General features: G+C 33.1%; 20 protein-coding genes and 1 pseudogene. 14 read left to right on the forward strand and 7 right to left on the reverse strand.

All coding sequences use genetic code 11. The features are described from left to right. Positions 1–181 precede the first annotated feature (181 nt). The 3 genes and pseudogenes from ES724_RS12670 to ES724_RS12680 all read left to right on the forward strand — a co-directional run bounded on the left by ES724_RS12670 (position 182) and on the right by ES724_RS12680 (position 1,799). Positions 182–739, forward strand: coding sequence for a hypothetical protein (locus ES724_RS12670; protein WP_146933475.1), 558 nt, complete (start codon positions 182–184; stop codon positions 737–739). 2 nt (positions 740–741) lie between these two features. Beyond that, a complete protein-coding gene (locus ES724_RS12675; RefSeq protein WP_146933477.1) occupies positions 742–1,152 on the forward strand; it encodes a hypothetical protein in 411 nt (136 codons plus the stop codon). A 111-nt stretch (positions 1,153–1,263) separates the two neighbouring features. Continuing rightward, positions 1,264–1,799: pseudogene (locus tag ES724_RS12680) on the forward strand (class I SAM-dependent methyltransferase). A 126-nt stretch (positions 1,800–1,925) separates the two neighbouring features. Here the strand turns inward: ES724_RS12680 and ES724_RS12685 are convergent. After that, positions 1,926–2,405 (reverse strand): HD domain-containing protein, encoded by a 480-nt coding sequence (locus ES724_RS12685; protein WP_146933478.1) that lies wholly within the window; start codon positions 2,403–2,405, stop codon positions 1,926–1,928. 17 nt (positions 2,406–2,422) lie between these two features. Then, entirely contained in the window at positions 2,423–2,971 is a 549-nt protein-coding gene (locus tag ES724_RS12690; protein ID WP_146933479.1) for a phosphatase PAP2 family protein, read from the reverse strand. A gap of 635 nt (positions 2,972–3,606) precedes the next feature. On the opposite strand from ES724_RS12690, the gene ES724_RS12695 reads away from it, so the two are divergent. Beyond that, on the forward strand, positions 3,607–4,320 hold the full coding sequence (locus ES724_RS12695) for a glycosyltransferase (RefSeq protein WP_146933480.1): 714 nt from the start codon (positions 3,607–3,609) through the stop codon (positions 4,318–4,320). Further along, a complete protein-coding gene (locus ES724_RS12700; RefSeq protein WP_146933481.1) occupies positions 4,317–4,967 on the forward strand; it encodes a lipid-A-disaccharide synthase N-terminal domain-containing protein in 651 nt (216 codons plus the stop codon). The genes ES724_RS12695 and ES724_RS12700 overlap by 4 nt, the downstream gene beginning before the upstream one ends. Positions 4,968–5,232: 265 nt before the next feature. Here the strand turns inward: ES724_RS12700 and rimK are convergent, their stop codons facing one another. Together rimK and ES724_RS12710 are read right to left on the reverse strand one after the other, a co-directional pair. Then, entirely contained in the window at positions 5,233–6,108 is an 876-nt protein-coding gene (rimK, locus tag ES724_RS12705) for a 30S ribosomal protein S6--L-glutamate ligase (RefSeq protein ID WP_146933482.1), read from the reverse strand. Between the two features lie 197 nt (positions 6,109–6,305). Continuing rightward, positions 6,306–6,728 carry a hypothetical protein gene (locus tag ES724_RS12710; protein ID WP_146933483.1) on the reverse strand — a complete coding sequence of 141 codons (423 nt, stop codon included), beginning with the start codon at positions 6,726–6,728 and terminating at the stop codon, positions 6,306–6,308. A gap of 206 nt (positions 6,729–6,934) precedes the next feature. On the opposite strand from ES724_RS12710, the gene ES724_RS12715 reads away from it, so the two are divergent. Together ES724_RS12715 and ES724_RS12720 are read left to right on the forward strand one after the other, a co-directional pair. Continuing rightward, positions 6,935–7,510: a pseudouridine synthase gene (locus ES724_RS12715; RefSeq protein ID WP_146933484.1), complete on the forward strand. Its 576-nt coding sequence runs from the start codon at positions 6,935–6,937 to the stop codon at positions 7,508–7,510. 362 nt (positions 7,511–7,872) lie between these two features. Further along, on the forward strand, positions 7,873–10,134 hold the full coding sequence (locus ES724_RS12720; RefSeq protein ID WP_146933486.1) for a M3 family metallopeptidase: 2,262 nt from the start codon (positions 7,873–7,875) through the stop codon (positions 10,132–10,134). 75 nt (positions 10,135–10,209) lie between these two features. On the opposite strand, the gene ES724_RS12725 is transcribed toward ES724_RS12720, so the two are convergent. From ES724_RS12725 to ES724_RS12735, 3 genes are all read right to left on the reverse strand, one after another. After that, on the reverse strand, positions 10,210–10,425 hold the full coding sequence (locus ES724_RS12725) for a hypothetical protein (RefSeq protein WP_146933487.1): 216 nt from the start codon (positions 10,423–10,425) through the stop codon (positions 10,210–10,212). 199 nt (positions 10,426–10,624) lie between these two features. Next, a complete protein-coding gene (locus tag ES724_RS12730; RefSeq protein ID WP_146933489.1) occupies positions 10,625–10,837 on the reverse strand; it encodes a hypothetical protein in 213 nt (70 codons plus the stop codon). A gap of 19 nt (positions 10,838–10,856) precedes the next feature. After that, entirely contained in the window at positions 10,857–11,120 is a 264-nt protein-coding gene (locus ES724_RS12735) for a zinc ribbon domain-containing protein (protein WP_146933491.1), read from the reverse strand. 592 nt (positions 11,121–11,712) lie between these two features. On the opposite strand from ES724_RS12735, the gene ES724_RS12740 reads away from it, so the two are divergent. The 7 genes from ES724_RS12740 to ES724_RS12770 all read left to right on the forward strand — a co-directional run bounded on the left by ES724_RS12740 (position 11,713) and on the right by ES724_RS12770 (position 21,665). Further along, the gene (locus ES724_RS12740; protein WP_146933493.1) at positions 11,713–12,135 is read left to right on the forward strand and encodes a hypothetical protein; all 423 of its coding nucleotides are present in this window, start codon (positions 11,713–11,715) and stop codon (positions 12,133–12,135) included. Between the two features lie 447 nt (positions 12,136–12,582). Continuing rightward, positions 12,583–13,386: a pyrroline-5-carboxylate reductase gene (gene proC / locus ES724_RS12745; RefSeq protein WP_146933495.1), complete on the forward strand. Its 804-nt coding sequence runs from the start codon at positions 12,583–12,585 to the stop codon at positions 13,384–13,386. 33 nt (positions 13,387–13,419) lie between these two features. After that, positions 13,420–14,190: a glutamate 5-kinase gene (proB, locus tag ES724_RS12750; RefSeq protein WP_026838145.1), complete on the forward strand. Its 771-nt coding sequence runs from the start codon at positions 13,420–13,422 to the stop codon at positions 14,188–14,190. A 32-nt stretch (positions 14,191–14,222) separates the two neighbouring features. Continuing rightward, positions 14,223–15,422 (forward strand): glutamate-5-semialdehyde dehydrogenase, encoded by a 1,200-nt coding sequence (locus tag ES724_RS12755; RefSeq protein WP_146933497.1) that lies wholly within the window; start codon positions 14,223–14,225, stop codon positions 15,420–15,422. Between the two features lie 338 nt (positions 15,423–15,760). Further along, positions 15,761–17,638, forward strand: coding sequence for a M61 family metallopeptidase (locus ES724_RS12760; RefSeq protein ID WP_146933499.1), 1,878 nt, complete (start codon positions 15,761–15,763; stop codon positions 17,636–17,638). A 399-nt stretch (positions 17,639–18,037) separates the two neighbouring features. Continuing rightward, entirely contained in the window at positions 18,038–20,038 is a 2,001-nt protein-coding gene (locus ES724_RS12765; RefSeq protein ID WP_146933501.1) for a cation:proton antiporter domain-containing protein, read from the forward strand. Positions 20,039–20,171: 133 nt separating this feature from the next. Continuing rightward, entirely contained in the window at positions 20,172–21,665 is a 1,494-nt protein-coding gene (locus ES724_RS12770) for a S10 family peptidase (RefSeq protein WP_146933503.1), read from the forward strand. Positions 21,666–21,971: the final 306 nt, after the last annotated feature.

A 21,971-nucleotide genomic window follows, 5' to 3' on the forward strand; every position in this document is an offset into this window, starting at 1 on the left:
AAAAGTTCGAGGCAAGCCTCGGGGAATTAAACCCTCAATGAGGGATAAAATCGGTTTCAAGGGAGAAATCAATATAGCAAAAAAATACAAACCTTTACTACCTCATTAAAATTCGTTTCTAAGAAAATAGATATCTTTGTTTTAATGAGATATTCCAGGAAATCCAAGAGTTGTAATTAATATGATAAAATTATATAGAAGGACCTCTAGGCTTATTCTGGTACTATTACAAATTGCATTTGTTACCGCTATTTTTTATGATGTTCTAAATGAATTTTCAGTATTAGTATTTATTGGAGTTATTGGTTTTCTTGCCTTATTTAGTTTGGTTAAAATGGCTCATGAATCTCATGAAAAACCTACAAAAAGTTACATCCTAATCTTATTTGTAACACTAGGAGCCCTATTTACCTTTATAATAAATTTGAAATTTGAAACTGGACCTGTTATCGCGGCTGCATTTATAGGAACTCTTGCCACCTTGACACCAACTTTTTTCAGAAACAAAGAAAATAAAATAATCAAAGAGATCCCACCTGCAGTTTATTGTGGGACATTTGTAGGGATGACCTCTGCAGGTATTGGTGCTGCATATTGGTTTATAATTCTATCCGGCTTTATTGCGGGAATTTTATACGTGCTTGCAACAAATACTTTTGTTGGGGTTGGAGGTAAATTAGGAACTATCGCATTTGGAGGCGTTGCATCTGTCTTTCTATTAAGTCTAATAATACGCTAATAATGGAAACTGCAATAATCTTAATAACATCTATACTCGGAGTTGTTTTGACCTTTTATGTTAGCACTAAAATGGAGCATGGAGAGGTGAGAGCTTCTGCAGGTCTATCCTTAACAGTAGGCATATTCTTTTATTTATTTCCAGCAATACTTTCTCCTTATCTCATTCACAATATACCATTGGCCTTTATGGGAGCATCATTTGTTGGTATGGTTTCAGAAAAAATAATTCATAATTATTGGGTACTTGCTCTTGCAGGAATTATGTATTCTATTCTATATTTAAATACAGGAAGTTATTTTGAAGGATTTGGGGGAGCTTTAGGAACTACCGCTTCCATTAGCGTAATTGTAATAATGGGAATTGGCCTTCTTCAGAAAAGATTCAAAAAAATTATAGGGGCAAGTAAGTGATATTTAAAAAAGTTAGTAATGAGTATTGAAAAAGCATATGATTTATGGTCTTACAGTTATGATGACATGCAAAATAAAACTCGGGATCTTGAAAAATTAGTAGGAAAAGAAATGTTTGAGGACACCTATTATGAAAACAATTTAGAATTAGGTTGTGGTACCGGTAAGAATACCCAGTGGTTAATTGAAAAGTGTAATTCTCTGATCGCTTTAGATTTTTCTGAAGAAATGATGAATATAGCAAAGCAAAAACAACTCATGATAAAGTAACTTTTAAACAACAAGACCTCACACAAGATTGGAGACAAGTTGCCAACAGTTTCGATCTAATAACTTGTAGTTTGGTTTTGGAACATATAGAAGATCTTAATGCTATTTTTGAAAAAGCTTCTAAAGTTTTAAAAAAGGAGGGACAGTTTTATATTTGTGAACTTCATCCCTTTAAACAATATTCTGGAAATAAGGCTAGTTTTAATGATGGCAATGCTAAACAGGACTTAGAAGTATATACGCATCATATCACCGATTATACTGGTGCTGCCTTTAAAAATGGTTTTAAGCTGTTGCATTTAAAGGAAGATTTTGATGAAGATAATAAAGAAGGTATTCCTAGATTGGTGAATTTTGTATTCAAAAAAAATATCTGAATAGAGAAATTTACTTTCTAGAGAACAAGCTTTGTTCTAATAACAACAAATTATTCATTTTAAGTTTCTCCAAAACGCTTATCCCGAAGCTAGTATGGTATTTATGAGTGCTTAGGAAATCTATATTTAGGGTTTTCCAATCTTCATCTGAAAGTTCATACCCAAAAAGTAGCTCCACTCTTTTCTAAGTAAAGAAATCTTTTGGAAGTAATTAGCTGCAGAAAGGTGCGCAAAATCTGCATCACAAATAATTTTCTCTAGAAGGCTTTCGGGTTGCTGCGGCATTCTCGTTGCCGAGATGCATTTTAATACAGATGGAAGGTAATCGTTATTGTAATTTCTCTGTACTAAAAATTCTTCAGCAATATGCATACTTATCTCTTCATGCCCTTTATAAATTTGCGAATATCCTGTATCGTGAAAAAGTGCTGAAATTGCTAATATTTCCTTTTCTTCAGCAATTATGCTTTCTGCTTCTGCAATTAATAATACATTTTTATAGACTTCTAACGTATGCTGTAAATCATGAAACTGATAATTAGAACATATACTATTGGAAAGTATCGTTTCGCAATATATTCTAGTTTCATTGATTATTTTAGACATCGCAGTATTAAATTTTGCTAAAATTTATAGGTAAATCCCAGTAGATATTCTCCATTTCCAGAACTCATAGTTAATTCCATATGCTCTTGCTGATAAGGCGTGGTAAACAAATAAGTACTGCCAATTCCAACTGCCGCTCCAGCTAATATATCCCAGCCATCATGTTTTTGTGCGTTAATCCTACTGAATGCAGTAAACCCCGCGGCAGCATACATGGGAATACTGTATTTAAACCCATATCTTCTATGAATAAACGAAGCTCCTTGGAAAGTTGTAGAAGTATGGCCAGATGGAAAAGCATTATCTCCATTATTGTTAGGTCTTGGTTTATTCAAAGCTACTTTTAAACCGTAGGTTACTGCAGTATTGGTTAATAATGCCTTAGTAAATTGCCAGGATCCTTCTTTGTCTTTAAGGACTAAGGTTGTTCCTAATGCTACTGCAGGAACTGCAAATAGAAAAACATCACCTGCAGATTCAATGGATTTATTCTGAGCATTTATATTAGAAAACCAAAGCAATAAAAAAATTGTGCATAGGTAAACTGCATTATTCGATTTCAACATTGTAACACAAATTAATTAAAGATAAAAGTCGGGGAATTCGCGCTACCCCGGCTCAAAACTAAAAAAGCTATTTTATTAAACACTAATCCTTTTCATTAGTTTTGTCTTTTTAACATTTTTTATATTCTTATTTATCACGACTTCCATTTTCTAAAAAGTATACAGAGTACTTTATCTCAATCATTTTAAATTCCACATCCCATTAGCCTGCATAAAATATTGCTAAAGCAGAGACATAAAGACAAGAAGAACTTATATCGTTACCACAGATTGCAGTAGCTTCGAACTCATTTAATTTTTTACGCATGGTAAAAATTTTTAATCAAAAATCAAGAACCTCGGGGCGAGCCCACAAGCTATGTCCCGAGGTTTCGGGAGGAAAATACTTTTAAAAATTCGAGGCAAGCCCGCCTGAATGAAATTCTTTTCGGGCAGGCCTCGGGGAATTAAACCCTCAATGAGGGATTAAATTTTAAAACTAAAGAAAATATGAAGTTTTGGTATAAAAATCAACTTAAATATCTTTCTTAAAGTTAGAATTTAATTTCTTCACTAATACCTCACTTTAGATTCAGTTTAGATTTATTCCATACATTTGTTAACAATTCTAGAGAAAACCATCCAATCTATATTTAATGCCTGAAGCACTTACTGTAATTGTACCTCTTTATAACGAAGAGGAGAACCTGAAACGTGTAGAAAAAGAACTTTCTGAGTACATAAAAATCGCACATGTTCCTACACAAGTCTTATTTGTAAATGATGGTTCTAGGGATAATAGCCAAAAAATAATTGAGGATATTTGTAACTCTAATCCGGATTTCAAATTTATTAGTTTCGTAAAAAATTGTGGATTAAGCGCTGCAATTAAAGCCGGATTTGATCATGTTGAAACTTCTTTAACTGGTTATATAGATTCCGATCTTCAAACAGATCCGATGGACTTCAACCTTTTACTAGACAATCTTGAAGGTTATGATTTAGTCACGGGTTATCGTAATAACAGAAAAGACTCTTTTGTGAAAAACATGTCTTCTACTATCGCAAATGGGATTCGTAGAACCTTTACAAATGATGGTATGGATGATACCGGTTGTCCTTTAAAAGTTATCAAAACCGATTATGCCAAACGTATTCCTATGTTTAGAGGATTACACCGATTTTTACCGGCTATGATCTTGCTTCAGCATGGAAAGATAAAACAAGTACCTATAAAGCATTTTCCAAGAATGGCCGGAACCGCTCATTTTGGAGTTTGGAATAGATTATTGGGCCCCTTAATGGATTGCTTCGCTTATGTTTGGATGAAGAAGAAATATATTAATTATACGGTAGGTAAAAAAGGATGAGCACTTGGCTAGTTTATACTGTTGGTTTTTTAGCTCAGTTACTTTTTTCTGGACGATCTGTATTTCAATGGATCTTATCTGAAAAAAGTAAAAAAGTATTAACCCCTTCCCTATTTTGGAAAATGAGTCTGGTAGCTTCTTTCTTGATGTTCTTCTATGGATATTTAAGAAGTGATTTTGCTATAATGTTAGGACAGACGCTTACCTACTTCATTTATATTCGTAACCTCCAGCTACAAGGAGAATGGATTAAATTTCATAAGTATCTAAGAATTTTACTTTGGATATTCCCTGTTTTAATTGTTATTCTTGGATATAATAACAACATCTACGATGTAGACAGATTATTTAAAAACGAAGCCATCCCTTTTTGGCTATTAATGTTAGGCATTGTATCTCAAGTAGTATTCACTCTAAGATTCATTTACCAATGGATCTATTCAGAAAAACAAAAAAAATCAATTTTACCATTAGGATTTTGGCTGCTTAGCTTTGCAGGATCCTCCTTGATTATAATCTATTCTGTATTTAGAGTAGATCCTGTTCTCTTTGCAGGGCATGCATTTGGAATTGTTATGTATGCCCGTAATATGGTAATCTTACGTAGGCAGATAAGATCTGAGAACTGGAAGAAAAATGCCTTTTGAACAGAATTAGAAAAATTCAAAACAGAATTTGAGGAAAAGGGTCTCGTTTTTATTGAAAGAAAAAAGTCTCCAATCAAGAACCTCGGGGCAAGCCCACGAGGTATGACTTGGAAAATACTTTTAAAAATTCGAGGCATCCCGAATCATCGGGACGGGGAATTAAACCCTCAATGAGGGATTAAATGACTCTCTGAGCTATCTATTGGAGACTTTTACCCATAAGATCGAAAAAGACAAATGGGTGATTTATTATTAATTCAGAAAATTATTCTGCGTTTCTCTCTACATATTTAATTATTTGAAGGGCGATGTTCTTACCTGTTGCTTTTTCTATCCCTTCTAATCCTGGAGATGAATTCACCTCCAAAATAAGTGGCCCTCTGGCAGATTGTAACATATCTACACCAGCTACTCCCAGTCCCATTACGCGAGCGGCTTTAAGAGCTGCGTTTTCTTCTTCATCTGTAAGTTCTATGATCTCTGCAGATCCTCCTCTGTGTAAATTAGATCTAAATTCTCCTTCTTTTCCTTGTCTTTTCATAGCTCCAACTACTACTCCATCTACTACAAAAGCACGAAGATCGGCTCCTTTTGCTTCCTTAATAAATTCCTGAACGATCACTCTTGCTTGTAAACCATTAAAAGCTTCTAAGATAGATTCAGCCGAATTACGGTTATCTGCTAAAACAACACCCAAACCTTGTGTTCCTTCTAATAATTTGATCACCAAAGGTGCTCCACCAACTTTATCTATTACACTACTCACATCTTTAGAGTAGTTACTAAAAACAGTTTTAGGAAGGCCTAAACTTGCTCTGGAAAGTATTTGTAAACTTCTTAATTTATCTCTGGATCTCACTAAGGCCTGAGATTCTGTAGCTGTAAAAACTTTCATCATCTCAAACTGTCTTACTACTGCAGTTCCAAAAAAGGTCACCGAAGCACCAATCCTAGGAATTACACCATCTATATCTGTAAGTTCTTTCCCTTTGTAAATTACAATAGGCTTTTTCTTTTCTATAACAAGATCACACTTTGTATGATCTACAACCATCATCTCATGCCCTTTCTTTTCTCCAACTTCAACAAGTCTTCTTGTAGAATATAAATTTGGATTTGCAGACAGTATTACTAATTTCATTATCTAAATTTTAAATTGGTTTGGATCATTGGGAAGGTGAATTACATTGAAATAAAGCTTCCTGCAGAAAGGTGTTTTTACAAGTCTATAAATTACAGTGCAAATAAAACAAAACTGAAATTATTAAAGTTAAATTTTCGATAAAAAAAACCTGCATTTTATAGCAGGCTCAAATTTTCCCATCAATGTATTTCCATCTAATTCCTTTTAGCGTACACCTCTGTAAAGTTGGTATTGTACTTAATAGAGAATTTTCTAAAACTATCTAGGAAAGTAATTGTAAGATTTTGATTGGAACTACTTCCATTAGGAGTCAATCTAAATTGATTATCCCCAAGGTTTTCCCAGGTTCCATTCACGATTACTGCAACAACACATCTAGTAGATCCTTCTCCCGCAAAAGTTGTTTTTGTGTATGTTTTGGTATTTGTGAAATTGTAAGTAATTTGATCGTTACAAGAGATGTTTTCAATCACATCGTTGTTTTGGATATAATAATCTAGATCCCAAGTCCCAAATAAGCTGGTAGTTTCAATTGGTGGAGCAGAATCATCGTCACCAGAACAAGAGGTGAAAAATAAAACAGGAAATGCGAGAAGTATTAAAAGTGTTTTTTTCATAGTAACAAATATTATTTATTGCTGGGTATTAAATCTTTCTAAAATAATATCGCTAATTTATTTTAATCAAATGAATTAGCAACAGTTTATCTTATTAATTGATATACAATTCACAGGCAATTTTATTATATTCAAAAGTCATTCCTAATTCAAGAATTTTACTTTCCTTCTTTTTTAATACTTTTGATCTTAAGTAAAACCGGTTCATGTCCCATCAACACTTCAAGATATATAAACCTTATGGCTACCTCAGCCAATTCATCCACAATCATAAAACTCGTAGAAATAAAAGCTTATTGGGAGAACTCGGCGAATTTCCCGAAGGTATTATGGCCATTGGAAGATTAGATGAAGATTCTGAAGGATTATTATTTCTCACCACAGATGGAAAAATGAGTGAGACGGTAAGAAGTTCGAATATTGAAAAGGAATATTATGTGCAATTAGATGGTATTATAACAGAGGAAGCAATTGAGCAATTAAAATCTGGAGTTAGTATTGGTTTTAACGGCAAAAAATACCTCACAGCTCCTTGCAAGGCTGAAATTTTAGATGCAACTCCTTTATTTCCAGAACGATCTAAAAAGATAAGGGATGAAAGACATGGGCCAACAAGCTGGGCTTCGATAACCTTAACTGAAGGAAAGTTTAGACAGGTTAAAAAAATGACCACCGCAGTGGGTTTTCCAACCCTAAGATTGGTGAGATACCGAATTGCCAATGAATATTTAACTGGAATGCACTCTGGCGAGATATTTGAAGTTAAAAGCTTCAAGCTTTAAAGCTTAATAATTAAGACCAATTACTAATTGTTAATCATTAGTGTCCGGTATATATTTTAAAGAATGAATTGAACCAATTATTTACAAGAGTTCACCGCTTGCTATTTGTTTTTGATTCTACATTCTAAAATTTAAGGTTAAAATAAAGTATCGATAAATATTGTTGAAATTTATACTGTTTATCAGTAAATTAATAACAGGTATCAAGTCTTGTTTCTTTCAGCGCAGCGGTCCTTTGTCCTTAACCTGACATTACTATTTATTAAGACAAGCTTAAATGAGATAGGCTAATTAATTGAAATACTTTTATTTAGTATCTTCCCGCTTGTCTTCTTTTTAAGATCATAAATTGAATAAAAATTATGAAAAAAACATTTTTAAATTATCAAAAATCACTTGGCTTTATAGCTATTGCTGCAATTGGAATCTCTCCTATGATGCAAGTTAAAGCCCAAGAGAATTCAAAAAATAAAATGGAAACTAAAGAAATTAAAAATTCAGAGAACATCTTGTTATCTAAATGGACCGGGCCTTACGATGGGGTTCCTGCATTTGATAAAATGGAACTTTCCCAATTGCAACCAGCTATAGAAATGGGTATGGAAATGCATTTAAAGGAAATTCAGAAAATTGCAAACAATACCGCTCCAGCTACCTTCGAGAACACCATAGTTGCAATGGAAAGAGCGGGTAAAGAATTAGATAGAGCCTTTACTTACTATGGAATTTGGAGCAGCAATGTTTCTTCACCTGAATTTAGAGAAATACAAAAAGAATTATCTCCAAAGATTTCAGAATATTCCTCTAAGATCTCACAAAACAAGAAATTATTCGAACGTATAAAGACGGTTTATGATAATTCTCTGAAAACTCCTTTGGAAGATGATCAACAACGTGTTGTGCAGCTTATCTACGAGAATTTTGCTATGGAAGGTGCAAACTTAGATAAAAATGCCAAAGAGCGATATGCAGCGATCAATAAAGACTTATCTAAACTTTATACTAGTTTTTCCAATAATGTACTGCATGATGAAGAAAGCTATGTTACCTACCTAGAAAAAGGTCAATTAGATGGATTACCAGATTCTTTTGTAAAAGCCGCTGCCAAAGCAGCTAAAGACAGAGGTGAGGAAGGGAAATATGCCATTACAAACACCCGTTCTTCTATGGACCCTTTCTTAACTTATTCTGATGAGAGAGAGCTGCGTGAGAAAGTATGGGAAACCTATTATTCTAGAGGAGATAATAATGATGAATATGATAACAACGAGCTGATATCCCAAATCTTAAAACTTCGAAATGAGCGTGTTAAGTTGATGGGATATGAAAATTTTGCCGAGTGGCGTTTACAGAACAGGATGGCAAAGAATCCAGAAAATGCCATGAAGCTAATGAATGCTGTTTGGCCGGCTGCCCTTGCCAGAGTAGAACAAGAAGTGGAAGATATGCAAGCCATTGCAGAAATAGAGGGCTTAGATATCACCATAAAACCTTGGGATTATAGATATTTTGCTGAAAAAGTTAGAAAAGATAAATACGATCTAGACTCTGATGAAGTAAAACAGTATTTACAATTAGATAATCTTACGCAAGCATTATTCTTTACTGCGGGGGAATTATTCAATTTTAATTTTAGCCCTGTAGCCAAAGGTAGTGTTCCGGTATTTCATGAAGATGTGAAAGTATGGGAAGTAACCGATAAAACTTCTGGAGACCATATTGGCCTTTGGTATTTAGATCCTTATGCTCGTCCAGGAAAACGATCCGGGGCATGGGCAACAACCTACAGGAGCTATACCACTTTTGATGGTAAAGAAACTGTTCTTGCCTCAAACAACTCTAATTTTGTAAAGCCAGCACCGGGTGAACCTGCACTTATCTCTTGGGATGATGCCACTACTTTTTTCCATGAATTCGGACATGCTTTACACTTTTTATCTGCTAATGTGAAATATCCAACTTTAAATGGCGGAGTTCGTGATTATACAGAATTTCAATCGCAGTTATTGGAAAGATGGCTTTCTACAGATAAAGTGATCAATCAATTCTTGTTACATCATGAAACAGGAGAACCTATCCCTGCAGCCTTAGTGCAAAAGATCAAAAATGCCTCTACTTTTAATCAAGGTTTTGAAACTACAGAATTTTTAGCTTCAGCATTAATGGATATGAAATATCATACTATTGATCCTGAAAATATAAATCCGAAGAATTTCGAGAAAAAAGCTCTGAAGGAATTAAATATGCCTGAAGAAATTGTAATGCGTCACCGTTCTCCACAGTTTGGACATGTTTTTTCTGGTGAAGGTTATGCAACCGGATATTACGGATATTTATGGGCAGATGTTTTAACCGCTGATGCTGCCGAAGCTTTTGCAGATTCTCCTGGAGGTTTTTACGATAAGGATATGGCAGCCAAATTAGTGAAATATCTATTTGCTCCAAGAAACTCTATGGATCCTGCAGAAGCATATAGATTGTTTAGGGGAAGAGATGCTAGTATAGATGCTTTAATGAGAGATAGAGGATTTCCTGTCCCAGAAAAAAATATGGAAAAGGATGCTGAAGACAAAAATGAAGATTTATTGGAAGAGATGAAAGAAGATAAAAAGGATAATAATTAGGAAGTTATTTTTCTGAAAATATAAAACCCGGACCTTTACAAGTCCGGGTTTTTTTAATATTCGAAAAGCTCTTAATTAGTTAACAGCAGTTTCAGTAACATTTTCTTCTACCTCCATAGCATCTACATCTGTAGAATCCATAACTTCTTCTGAAGGAGTTTCAATAACTTCTACAGGAGCTTCTACTTCTTCGATTACTTCAACTTCAGTTTGTTCAGCTGATTCATCTTTACAAGAGGTAAAACTTAAAACTAATGCAATTGCTGCAAGAGTTAAAAATGATTTTTTCATTTTAAAATTTATTAATTGATTTATGCGTCAAAAGTAAACCATTTTAGAATACAAAAATAAAAATAATTTGTTTTTGATAAAAATAATTTAACAACATTAAAGCGCTGTCCTTCAGCTAACTATAAAGCATGATTTTAAACCTTAATAAGAAAAAGTATTCGCGGTATTGCTTAGGAATTGTAGTGCTTCGCAAATTAAATCAATTAATTAAGTGTGTTTCCCTATGATGCAATAAAAGTTGTTTTAGACTTTCCAAATAGTTCAATAACACTTTAGAATTTATTTTAGGATGTTCCATAAATGGTAAAGTAGCGGTGTCTTCTTCCAGAAATTTATAAATTTCTGGATACTTTGTTTCAATCTCCAAAGTAATTGTTGTGATCTCGTTTAAAATCCTAGTAATCCGCTCCATATCCTTTAATTTTATATGCTTACATAGTTCTCATGAACCATCTCTTTAAATAGGGTAATTCTTTAATAGCTGCCTGGGCAGCTTCCAATGTTATTTCATCATGCACTTCTGCCATTTCTATAAATTTTACTTCTAATTTATGCAATGTTAAAGATGGATCTATAAACTTTCCATTATCAAAACAGTTTGAACAGTATTCCTCATTTTTAGTTTCATCTCTATTAGTTCCCATAAATTTTCGCGAAAAAGGCAATCCACAACTCTGACAAATTAAAGCCTCCATAACTTGTTGTTTTTATAATTAATATTTCGTTAAAAACTATCCTTATAAATCTTCTTTAATTTAGTGAATTCTAACTTCATATAAGATGAATTTCATTATAAATATTCATAAAATTATATCTAATATTAATTTAAAGCCACAGTTCTAATTAATTAACTACTAATCACTTAAATTATTATCGATCATTTTAAATGATCAATATTTTGATATATCATATTTCATATTTATATCTCCTAAATCTGTGTATTTATATCTTTTTTTTAAAATAATAAGAGGTAAACCTTGCTAATATTTTAGGTAGTATCTAAGTTTATTTCACACAACAAAATAGTTCCCATATCCTATATTGAATCTATCGATTTTATTGCAGAACCTTAGATCAAATCAGTTTACCAATCACTTCCTTGTGATTTTAATTCTAGAGGTTGAAAATGAAAAATACATATTGAATGAATTTGGGCAAAAACCTAAGCTCCCAAATCGTTTTCTGCTTTAATATATACTCTAAAAGGAATACTAATTTTCTTGTTATTATTTTTTTAAAAACTTATCTTTATAAGAGATAAGAATGAAAATCTATAAAACTTGCAATATGGCTATCTTAACAACACAAAGTGGTTCTGCAAATGAAAAAAATGTAGAAGAACATATTAATGATATTAGAGAATGGAATAAAAGACTTCAAACCAGTTCTGAAGAGATTACCTTTTTAAACCAATTTGTTTCTGCAGATATCTTTCAACAAGACCTTCCAAATCTATACGAGCACCTATTCACTTTTTCCAATACACTTACGGCATTAAAAACTGAAAAAATAGACTTGCATCAAGTCATTAGTAACCACAAGAATGATATTAATGGCATGTTAGAATGCGAAGATATTTCATGTGAGTCTTTTTACTCTACTGAACACAAAAAATTAGAAAATAGATTGATTAAGTTTCTTAATGATTTGGATGAATTGCAAGTAGATCTCTTCAAGTTTTGTACTAATAAACTGCGTATGTCAAAGTGAATTTTTTAAAATTTCTCGAACTTAGTCTTATATAGCTGTCAATATTACCCTTTTTGTCATATTGGCGCATTATTAGTTTTATTAAAAAAAATTTATTTAATTAATATGATTGTTTGATTTAATTAAGATTTATTTTTAAATTAGGAGAATTGTATGAGAATTGAATAATATTACAAACTACTTATAAATTATATATCCAAACTTAAAACACTGAACATCAATAGCTAAGCGAGGCTGATGTAAAATAACCTAAGCTGCTATCTTTTTTCATATCTATATTTTTTGAACCTATTAACTGATAATACCATAGTTTGAATTTAAGTCTGAATTCTTACAATCTCCCCAAATTAGCCCCAAAAACCAGTCTAGTATGGTCTTTGCATCCTTGATTCTAGAAAATCGACCGAAATAAATTTTGGTAGAAAATATTTAATAAAAAACAAGAAAATGAGAATACTAGTTATTGGAGGAGGAAACATGGGATTAACTTATGCAGAAGGTATGTCCAAATCCTTTCTTTTGAACAGACACAAATTAATGATCTATGACAAATCAGAAGAATTAATTGCGTCTTTAAATGAACATTCCCAATTTGATGTTTATAATAAGATTGAAGATTGTCTACCCCAAGCAGATGTGGTTTTTATAGCGGTAAAACCTTTTCATTCTGAGGCCTTATTTAGTGAGATTAAACCACTAGTGAACAAAGAACAGATTTTTGTTTCTATAATGGCCGGTGTTACTATAGGAACCATTCAGGATAGTTTAGAGGTAATTAAGGTGATTAGAGCAATGCCTAATTTACCTGCGCAAGTAGGAAAAGGAGTTACTTCTTACACAGAGTCAAAAGAAGTTTCCAGAATAGAGCTTCTTATGATAAGAAATTTATTGGATACCACAGGAGAATCTATTCGGGTATCTAACGAGAATTTTATAGATGCGTCTACAGGAATCTCAGGAAGCGGACCGGCTTACGTATTTTATTTTATGCAATCTATGTTGGAAGCAGCTTTAAAAATGGGCTTTTCTAACAACGATTCTAAAATACTCGTTAGCAAAACATTTGAAGGTGCCGTAGAATTATTCAATCAATCTGATCTTTCTCCAAATACTTGGATGGAAAGAGTTGCTTCTAAAGGAGGAACCACCAGAGCGGCTTTGGACTCTATGGAAGACAATAATGTTAAAGAATTAATTAAAGACGCAGCCTACGCAGCTTTTGATAGAGCAGTGGAACTAGGTGATGAATAAAAATAAGAGAACACGAAAATAAAGATCAATAAAATGGAGAAGAAGAGAATTGTTGTAAAGGTTGGTTCTAATGTAATGACCAATAAGGACAACAGAATTTTAGTACCAGTATTGAAAAATCTCGTGAAACAGATTGCCACTTTATATGAAGAGGATATTATGGTGGTGTTGGTTTCTTCCGGTTCTGCAATTGCAGGGATGGAAGTTTTGGGAGATATAAGCGTCCAAGATGAATCTAAACGAAGACAAGTATTTTCATCTGTAGGACAACCAAGAATGATGCGCCACTATTATAGCCTATTTCACGATTATGGAATGCGCTGTGGACAGGTGCTGGCAACAAAACGGGATTTTAGCCCCGGTGTACACCGGGAAAATATGATAAACTGTTATGAATCTTTACTTTCTGAAGGAATTATTCCCATAGCAAATGAAGATGATGCAGTATCTGTTACCATGTCCATGTTTTCAGACAATGATGAATTGGCGAGCTTGGTAGCAGAGCTAATAAAAGCTGATTGTCTAATAATCTTAAGTGATACTGAGGGACTTTATACAGGGCATCCTGACCATGATGATTCAAAAAAATTGAATAAAGTTGACGGAGATGAGGATGTAGAGAAATATGTTCAAGTTTCAGAAAAAGGTGAAGGTGAAGGCCGAGGAGGAATGGAATCTAAAATAAGAATCGCCAAGGAAACTGCCGCTAAAAATATCCCTACTTATATCGCCAACGGTAAAAGAAGAAATGTAATATTAGATATTCTGGCCGGAAAAGCTGTTGGAACCAAGTTTACGGCTTAAGGAATACTTAACAAGTTTTAAAGAGAGATAATATGAAATTGATAAAAACAGAAATAAAGAATAATGTACTTAAAGCGATGATCCGCCTTTTGGATACAAAGCGGACACATATCATAGAAGCAAATAAAAAAGATCTAGATGCCTTTGGAGAAAAAGAAGGCGCCATGTACGATCGTCTCATTGTAAATGATAAGAAGGTAGATGGAATGATCCAATCTGTAAAAGAAGTTATGGAACAAGATGATCCTGTAGGAAATACAATTTCTCACCTAGTATTGGATAACGGATTGGACATTACTAATAAAACAGCTCCATTTGGAAATATTCTTATTATATATGAATCTAGACCAGACGTAACTATAGAAGCAGCTGTTCTTGCATTTAAAGCAAATAGTAAGATCTTTTTGAAAGGTGGGAAAGAAGCAATTAACAGCAACAAAATATTAGAAGAATGCTGGCATGAGGCCTTAACCGAAAATGGTCTCGAAACCAATTGGATCGAGCTTTTACATTTAAACAGAGAGGAAACACAGGAATTCTTGAAGAATCCACCTGTTAAATTAGATCTTATCGTGCCTAGAGGTGGAGAACGCCTGATTGGTTTTGTGAAAGAACACGCAACAGGTGCTGTTCTTGTTAGTGGAAGAGGAAACAACTTTTTATATGTTTCTAAAAACGCCGATTTCGAGACTGCTAAAAAAGTGATCTTAAATGCTAAGACCGATAAAATTTCTGGTTGTAATGCTTTGGATAAAGTATTGATAGATCAGAATCTACCTGAATATGAATCCAGATTGAAAGAGCTTCAGAAATTATTGAAGGATAATCATGTAGAGATCCTTGTAGATGATAAGATCTCAGAAGTTCTAAGTTCCGAAGAAAAACTACCAAATGAAGATACTTGGTATGAAGAATTTTTAGCCATGAAAATTGTGGTTGGAAATGTAGACGGTATGGATATGGCAATAAAGAAGATTAATAAATATTCTGGCGGCCACTCTGCGGTGATCATTACCAAAAATAAGAACGAGGCAATAGAATTTATGGAGCAAGTGGATGACGCTGCCGTTTATCACAATGCCTCTACCCGCTTTACAGATGGAGGTCAAATGGGAGTTGGAGCAGAACTGGCTATCAGTACAGATAAGTTGCACCACCGTGGTCCTCTTGGACTAAAGCAACTGGTTACCAATAAATATTATGTATTGGGTGATGGACAGATAAGAGAATAAGTTTTCGATATAATTTTTCAATTCAAAAAGAGGCGCCAAATGGTGCCTCTTTTAATATCTGATATTTTTTTTATTTATTGATGAGCTTTATCTGACCAAAACCATTCTTCACCTAAACAATGTAAAGTCCGGAAACCTAAGAGTTCATATCTAAAGGAGAAGATCCTTCAACTACGCTCATTTTCAGCTATTTCATTTTATGAGTTCATTAACAACTTAGTAACGAAATGTAAGTTTTTATACAATATTATTAAAGAAACTTGGATTACAATCTAAATGGTGTAACATTTGATAATTGAGTAAGTCTAATTTGTGTAAATCAAAACAAACCCTATTTAATGAAGAAATTAATATATTCCATAGCACTCCTAAGTGTTGTCTTTGGATGTAAAACGCCCCAAAGCATAAATAAAACTACTGAAGACAGAACAGTAGTGAATCTAGATCTAGTTAATATAAAAGAAGATCGGGTAAAAGTTACAGTAGATCCTGGAAAGTTTACTACTTCAGAAGTAACTTTCCATCTACCGAAAACAGTTCCTGGCACTTATTCTATAGATAATTACGGAAAATTTATAGATAATTTTAAAGCTATTGATTATTTAGGTGCTGAATTATTAGTGGTAAAGACCGATGACAATTCTTGGAAAATTGAAAATTCTGCAAATTTAGATAAGATCACTTACTTGGTGAACGATACTTTTGATATCGATGGTGAAAAAGGGGTCTTCTCTCCTACCGGAACTAATATCGATGTAAATAAAAACATGCTTTTAAACTTACATGGCTTTGTAGGATATTTTGATGAATTAAAGGAAAAACCTTATCAATTAATCGTCAACAGACCAAATGATCTATTTGGTAGTACGTCCCTAAAACTCTCAGAAAGTGTTAATTTGGAGAAAATTCCAAATTCTAGAAAGGATATCTACTTAGCTCAGCGTTATTTTGACATAGTAGACAATCCTATTATGTATTCTAAACCAGACACGACTTACGTAAATGTGGAAGGCATCAAAGTGTTGTTATCTGTTTACTCACCAAACAAGGTTCATACTGCTAAAAGCATCAAGCCGCAAATTGAAACAATGATCGCGGCTCAAAAGCGATTCTTAGGAAAAATAGATAATACAGCCAATTACTTGATCTTATTATATTTGGCCGATCCTTCAAAATTAGATGCTAAAGGTTTTGGAGCTTTAGAACACCATACTTCTACTGTTGTGGTACTACCAGAAACAATGCCATTAGAAACATTAAATGCTGCTATGAAAGATGTGGTGTCCCACGAATTCTTTCATATTCTTACTCCGCTAAATGTTCATGCAGAAGAGATCCATTATTTTAATTATAACAATCCTAAAATGTCTCAACATTTATGGATGTATGAAGGGGTTACAGAATATTTCGCGAATCTATTCCAAATAAACCAAGGCCTAATAGATAACCAAGATTTCTATAAGAGAGTATCCTCGCAGATAGAATCATCTAAAAATTATAATGATAGCTTGTCTTTCACTTACATGAGTAAAAATGTATTGGACGCGCCTTATAAAGATGAATACTATAATGTTTACCAAAAAGGAGCATTGATAGGAATGGCTTTAGACCTTAGACTTAGAGAATTGAGTAAAGGTGAAATGGGGATCTTAGATCTCATGAAAAAATTAAGTGAGAAATACGGAAAGAATAAACCTTTTAAGGATGATCAATTGATCCCAACTATTGTTTCTTTAACCTATCCAGAAATTCAGAATTTCTTTGATACTTATGTTATTGGAAGCACTCCAATTCCTTATGATCAATTTCTAGCAAAAGTTGGTATCACATTCGCTACAGAAGAAACTCCTACCTCTTACTTTTTAAATGGACAAGTACCTTATATTGATGGAGATCCTGAGAATATGGAATTGTTTTTCAGAAAAGGGATTTCACTGAATTCTTTTTTAACTCAATTAGGTGTTAAAAATGGAGATGTCATTAAAGAAGTGAATGGAACTGAATATACTATCCAGAATGTATACGATTTAGTTATGGGGTCTCAGTCATGGAACGAAGGGGATGATATAACTATGTTATTAGAAAGAAATGATGAGGAAATTATGTTGACGGGGAAAATCACTGCTCCTACTACAAAGAAGACTACAATAACAGAAATGGATCTTCCTGCAACTGATACACGAGTAAAATTAAGAACTGCCTGGTTGAAAAATTAAAGGCATACATCTAGATTAAAGAGGTTGAAATTATAGTTCAGTTTGTATGATTTCCTTATTTAAGGATTTATATACTTCTAAAAGCTATGCTTTCAACCTCTTTTTTTGTCTTTCAAATTAATTTTAATAAACTATTTTCTGTTTTTTGTCATGTTTAACTTGTTTCAGCATCCCAGCAGAAGTTTGAAGGATACCTTTTAGCATCCCTTGACTTCGGGACAGGTTGAAGATAAGTTCAGGTAATTCAATGGACACAAAGCAGATATAACATTATTTTTTCTGGATAATAGATCCTAAAAAGTAAATCAAAAAAAATTGCAAGCTTAATAGATCTAATGTCATTTATTAAAATGCTCTTTGTAAATTGGTTTTTTTTTTAAAGAACAATTCTCAAAAACAATGGAAATACCTATTTTAAAAGACATAGTTATAATTTTAGGCCTTTCTATTTTTATAATTCTTTTATTTCAGAAAATAAAAGTTCCCTCCTTACTGGGTTTTCTTCTTGCTGGGATTATTGCAGGGCCACATGCTTTCAATTTAATTAGCTCCCAACATGAGGTGGAACTACTCTCTGAAATAGGTATAATATTTCTGCTCTTTATTATTGGGATCGAACTCTCTCTTAAAGGCTTGGCGGCCATTAAAAAAACTATCATTATTGGTGGTGGAATGCAAGTAGGAGGCACCATTTTGTTAACAGCTTTTTTAGCTAACATTATAGGAATCCCTCTTAACACAGCTGTTTTTATTGGTTTTCTTTTTTCCTTAAGTAGTACTGCAATTGTATTAAAAATTCTACAGGAAAAAGGAGAAGTTACTTCCCCACATGGAAGGATTACGGTTGCAATTTTAATTTTTCAGGATATCGTAGTAGTCCCAATGATGTTGCTAACGCCTCTACTTACCGGGCAAGATGAAAACATTTGGAATACCCTTGGAATTCTATTAATTAAAATAGTAGGTGTTTTGATTGTCATCTATTTATTGGCTATTTATATAGTCCCAAGAATTTTTGAATTAGTTGTAAAATCCAAAAACAGAGAATTATTTATTTTAACTACCATTGTTTTTTGTTTTTCAGTGGCTTGGTTAACATCTGCTATCGGGCTTTCATTAGCTTTAGGAGCCTTTTTTGCGGGCTTGATTATTTCTGAATCAGATTATAGTCATCAGGCTACAGCAAATGTGTTACCATTTCGGGAAATTTTTATTAGCTTCTTTTTTATCTCTGTAGGCTCTTTATTGAATTTAGAGTTTTTCTTCAACAATTTCATATACGTCATCCTATTAGTTATTGCAGTTATTCTGCTGAAAATGCTAATAATTATTATCACGGTAGTAACTTTAAGGTATCCTGCCCGTACCATGTTTTTAACTGTTTTCTCTATATTTCAAGTGGGTGAGTTTTCACTTTTATTATCTACGGTAGGTTTAGAAAACGGTTTATTACCCACCAATATTTATCAGTACTTCTTAGCGATTTCAATTATCACAATGGCGCTTACTCCATTTTTAATGAATTATGCACCTAGACTCACTTATTTTCTATTAAAAATTCCTGTTCCAAAAACTATAAGAAAACGGCTGATTAGTTATCATAATATTCAGCTTCAAAATCATTCTAATATTGAAGAATTGAAAGATCATTTAGTAATTATTGGGTATGGAATTAATGGAAAAAATATTTCTAAAGCAGCCAAAAGCACTAACATTCCATATGTAATTGTTGATCTAGAACAAGATGCATTTCTAGAGGCCAAGAGTAATAAAGAACCAATTGTATTTGGAGATGCAACCAATCCCGTTATCTTGAAACATCTTCATGTACAAGAAGCGCGCGTAGTTGTAATAGCTATTTCTGATCCTGATGCTACTAAAAAAATCATCAATGAAGTTCGAAACTATTCCAAAACCGCATTTATCATTGTGCGAACTAGATATGTAAAAGAAATAGAAGATAACATAAGGCTTGGTGCAGATGAAGTAATCCCGGAAGAATTTGAAACTTCTATAGAAATCTTCAGTAGAGTATTAAGGAAATATTTAATTCCGCATGATGAGATTCAGAATTTTATAAATCAGGTAAGATCTTCAGATTATGAAATGCTAACTACCTTAAAAGTGGGGCCTCATACTCCCTCGTATCAGCATTTAAATATTCCAAATAAAGAAATTGTAACCTTAAGTGTAAAACAAGGCGCAAATAAAGTTGTTGAAAAAACCGTTATGGAATCTGGAATCAGCAAGAATTATGGAATTACTATTTTAACAATAAAACGAGATAGCCATTATATTACAGATATTACTCCAGATACAGTGATTAAACAAGGTGATCTACTCTACCTTTTTGGTGCTCCTTCCAACATCAATAACCTCAACAAAGAATTGTCGTTGTAGATATTTTTTAAAATTTTACTTGATATTATAACGAGCTAATTGATTAACATTAAAGAGAAGGATTTAAATTCAAAAAATAATTATCTTCAACTTTTGCAAAATCGAGCATTCATTTTTTAATTAAACAAAATATATGAAATTTTTTACCCTATTAGCTTCTTGCTTTTTATCCATTGCTGTTTATTCTCAGAAGGTCGAACTCCCTATAGATACTATGATTGTTTCCAAGCATTCTGTAACTATTAGTGGTAAGAATATCAGCTATACCGCTCAAACTGGGACACAACCTGTTTGGAATGAAAAAGGAATCCCTGTTGCGAGTTTATTTTACACGTATTATAAACGCGATGATATTAAAAATACGGAGAATAGACCTTTAGTAATCTCCTTTAACGGTGGTCCGGGTTCTGCATCGGTTTGGATGCATTTAGCCTATACTGGGCCTAGAATTTTAAAGATAGATGATGAAGGTTTTCCTGTACAACCTTATGGGGTAAAAGAAAATCCGTATTCAATTCTGGATGTTGCAGATATCGTTTACGTAAATCCTGTAAACACAGGATATTCCCGATTAATAGATCCTGAAGAGAACAAAACAGACAGAAAAGATTTCTTCGGAGTTCAAGCAGATATAAAATATCTGGCAGAATGGGTTAACACTTTTGTAACTAGAAAAAATAGATGGTTATCTCCAAAATATTTAATTGGTGAGAGCTATGGAACTACCAGAGTTTCTGGATTAGCGCTAGAGCTTCAAAACAGCCACTGGATGTATTTAAATGGAGTTATTCTGGTTTCTCCTACGGAAATTGGAATAGAACGCGATGGCCCTGTAGAAATAGCCAATAGATTACCTTATTTTGCTGCAGCGGCTTGGTATCATAAAAAACTACCTACAGCCCTACAAAACAAAGATCTGGATGAGGTCTTACCAGAAGTAGAAAATTATGCTATAAATACTTTGTTGCCAGTTTTGGTAAAAGGTGGGTTTATTGAAGAAAATAAAAAGAAAGAGATTGCTGCTAAAATGTCTAGCTATTCCGGGATTTCAGAAAAAGTGTTTTTACAAAATAATCTTGCAATCCCTTTTCAGTATTTCTGGAAAGAATTGATGCGTGAAGATGGAGGTTTTACCGTTGGACGTTTAGATTCCAGATACCTTGGAATGGATAGCAAAGTTGCAGGAGATTCTCCAGATTACAACGCAGAATTAACTTCATGGCTGCACTCCTTTACTCCCGCAATTAATTACTACCTGCAACAGGATTTGAATTTTAAAACCGACATAAAATATAATATGTTTGGGCCGGTGCATCCTTGGGATAGAAGCGGCGATAATAGTGGAGAGAATTTGAGACAAGCAATGGCGCAAAATCCTAATTTAGATGTGCTTATCCAATCTGGTTATTATGATGGTGCTACTACTTATTTTAATGCCAAATATTCTATGTGGCAATTAGATCCTAGCGGAAAAATGCAAGATAGATTAAGTTTTAAGGCATATAGAAGTGGGCATATGATGTATCTAAGAAGCGAAGACCTTAAGAATGCAAATAATGATATCAGAGATTTTATTCTGAAATCATTACCTAAAGAAGGAGAAGCAGCAAAATATAGCGCACAATAGTATTAATTATATAGAGGTCAGTAGTTAAATGCATATAATTTTACATTACTAAATAATTGAATATTAGTAATATATAAAATTAGTCAGTTAAAACGGAGTAGAGAGCTATAGGTATGAAAAATTAGGTTTCGACTACGCTACCATTGACGTCTTTTCAAAGTTACTCCGAATAAGAGACCCTGAAACAAGTTACCATTGACGTATTATATAAGTTGCGGATTTATAGATAATTGACACACCTAATTCTTTGCAAGTTTTTAATACGCTTTTTGTTATGATTGAGGTGATTTCAAGAAATTGGAAAAC

This window comes from Gillisia hiemivivida (genome assembly GCF_007997295.1).
GTDB lineage: Bacteria > Bacteroidota > Bacteroidia > Flavobacteriales > Flavobacteriaceae > Gillisia > Gillisia hiemivivida.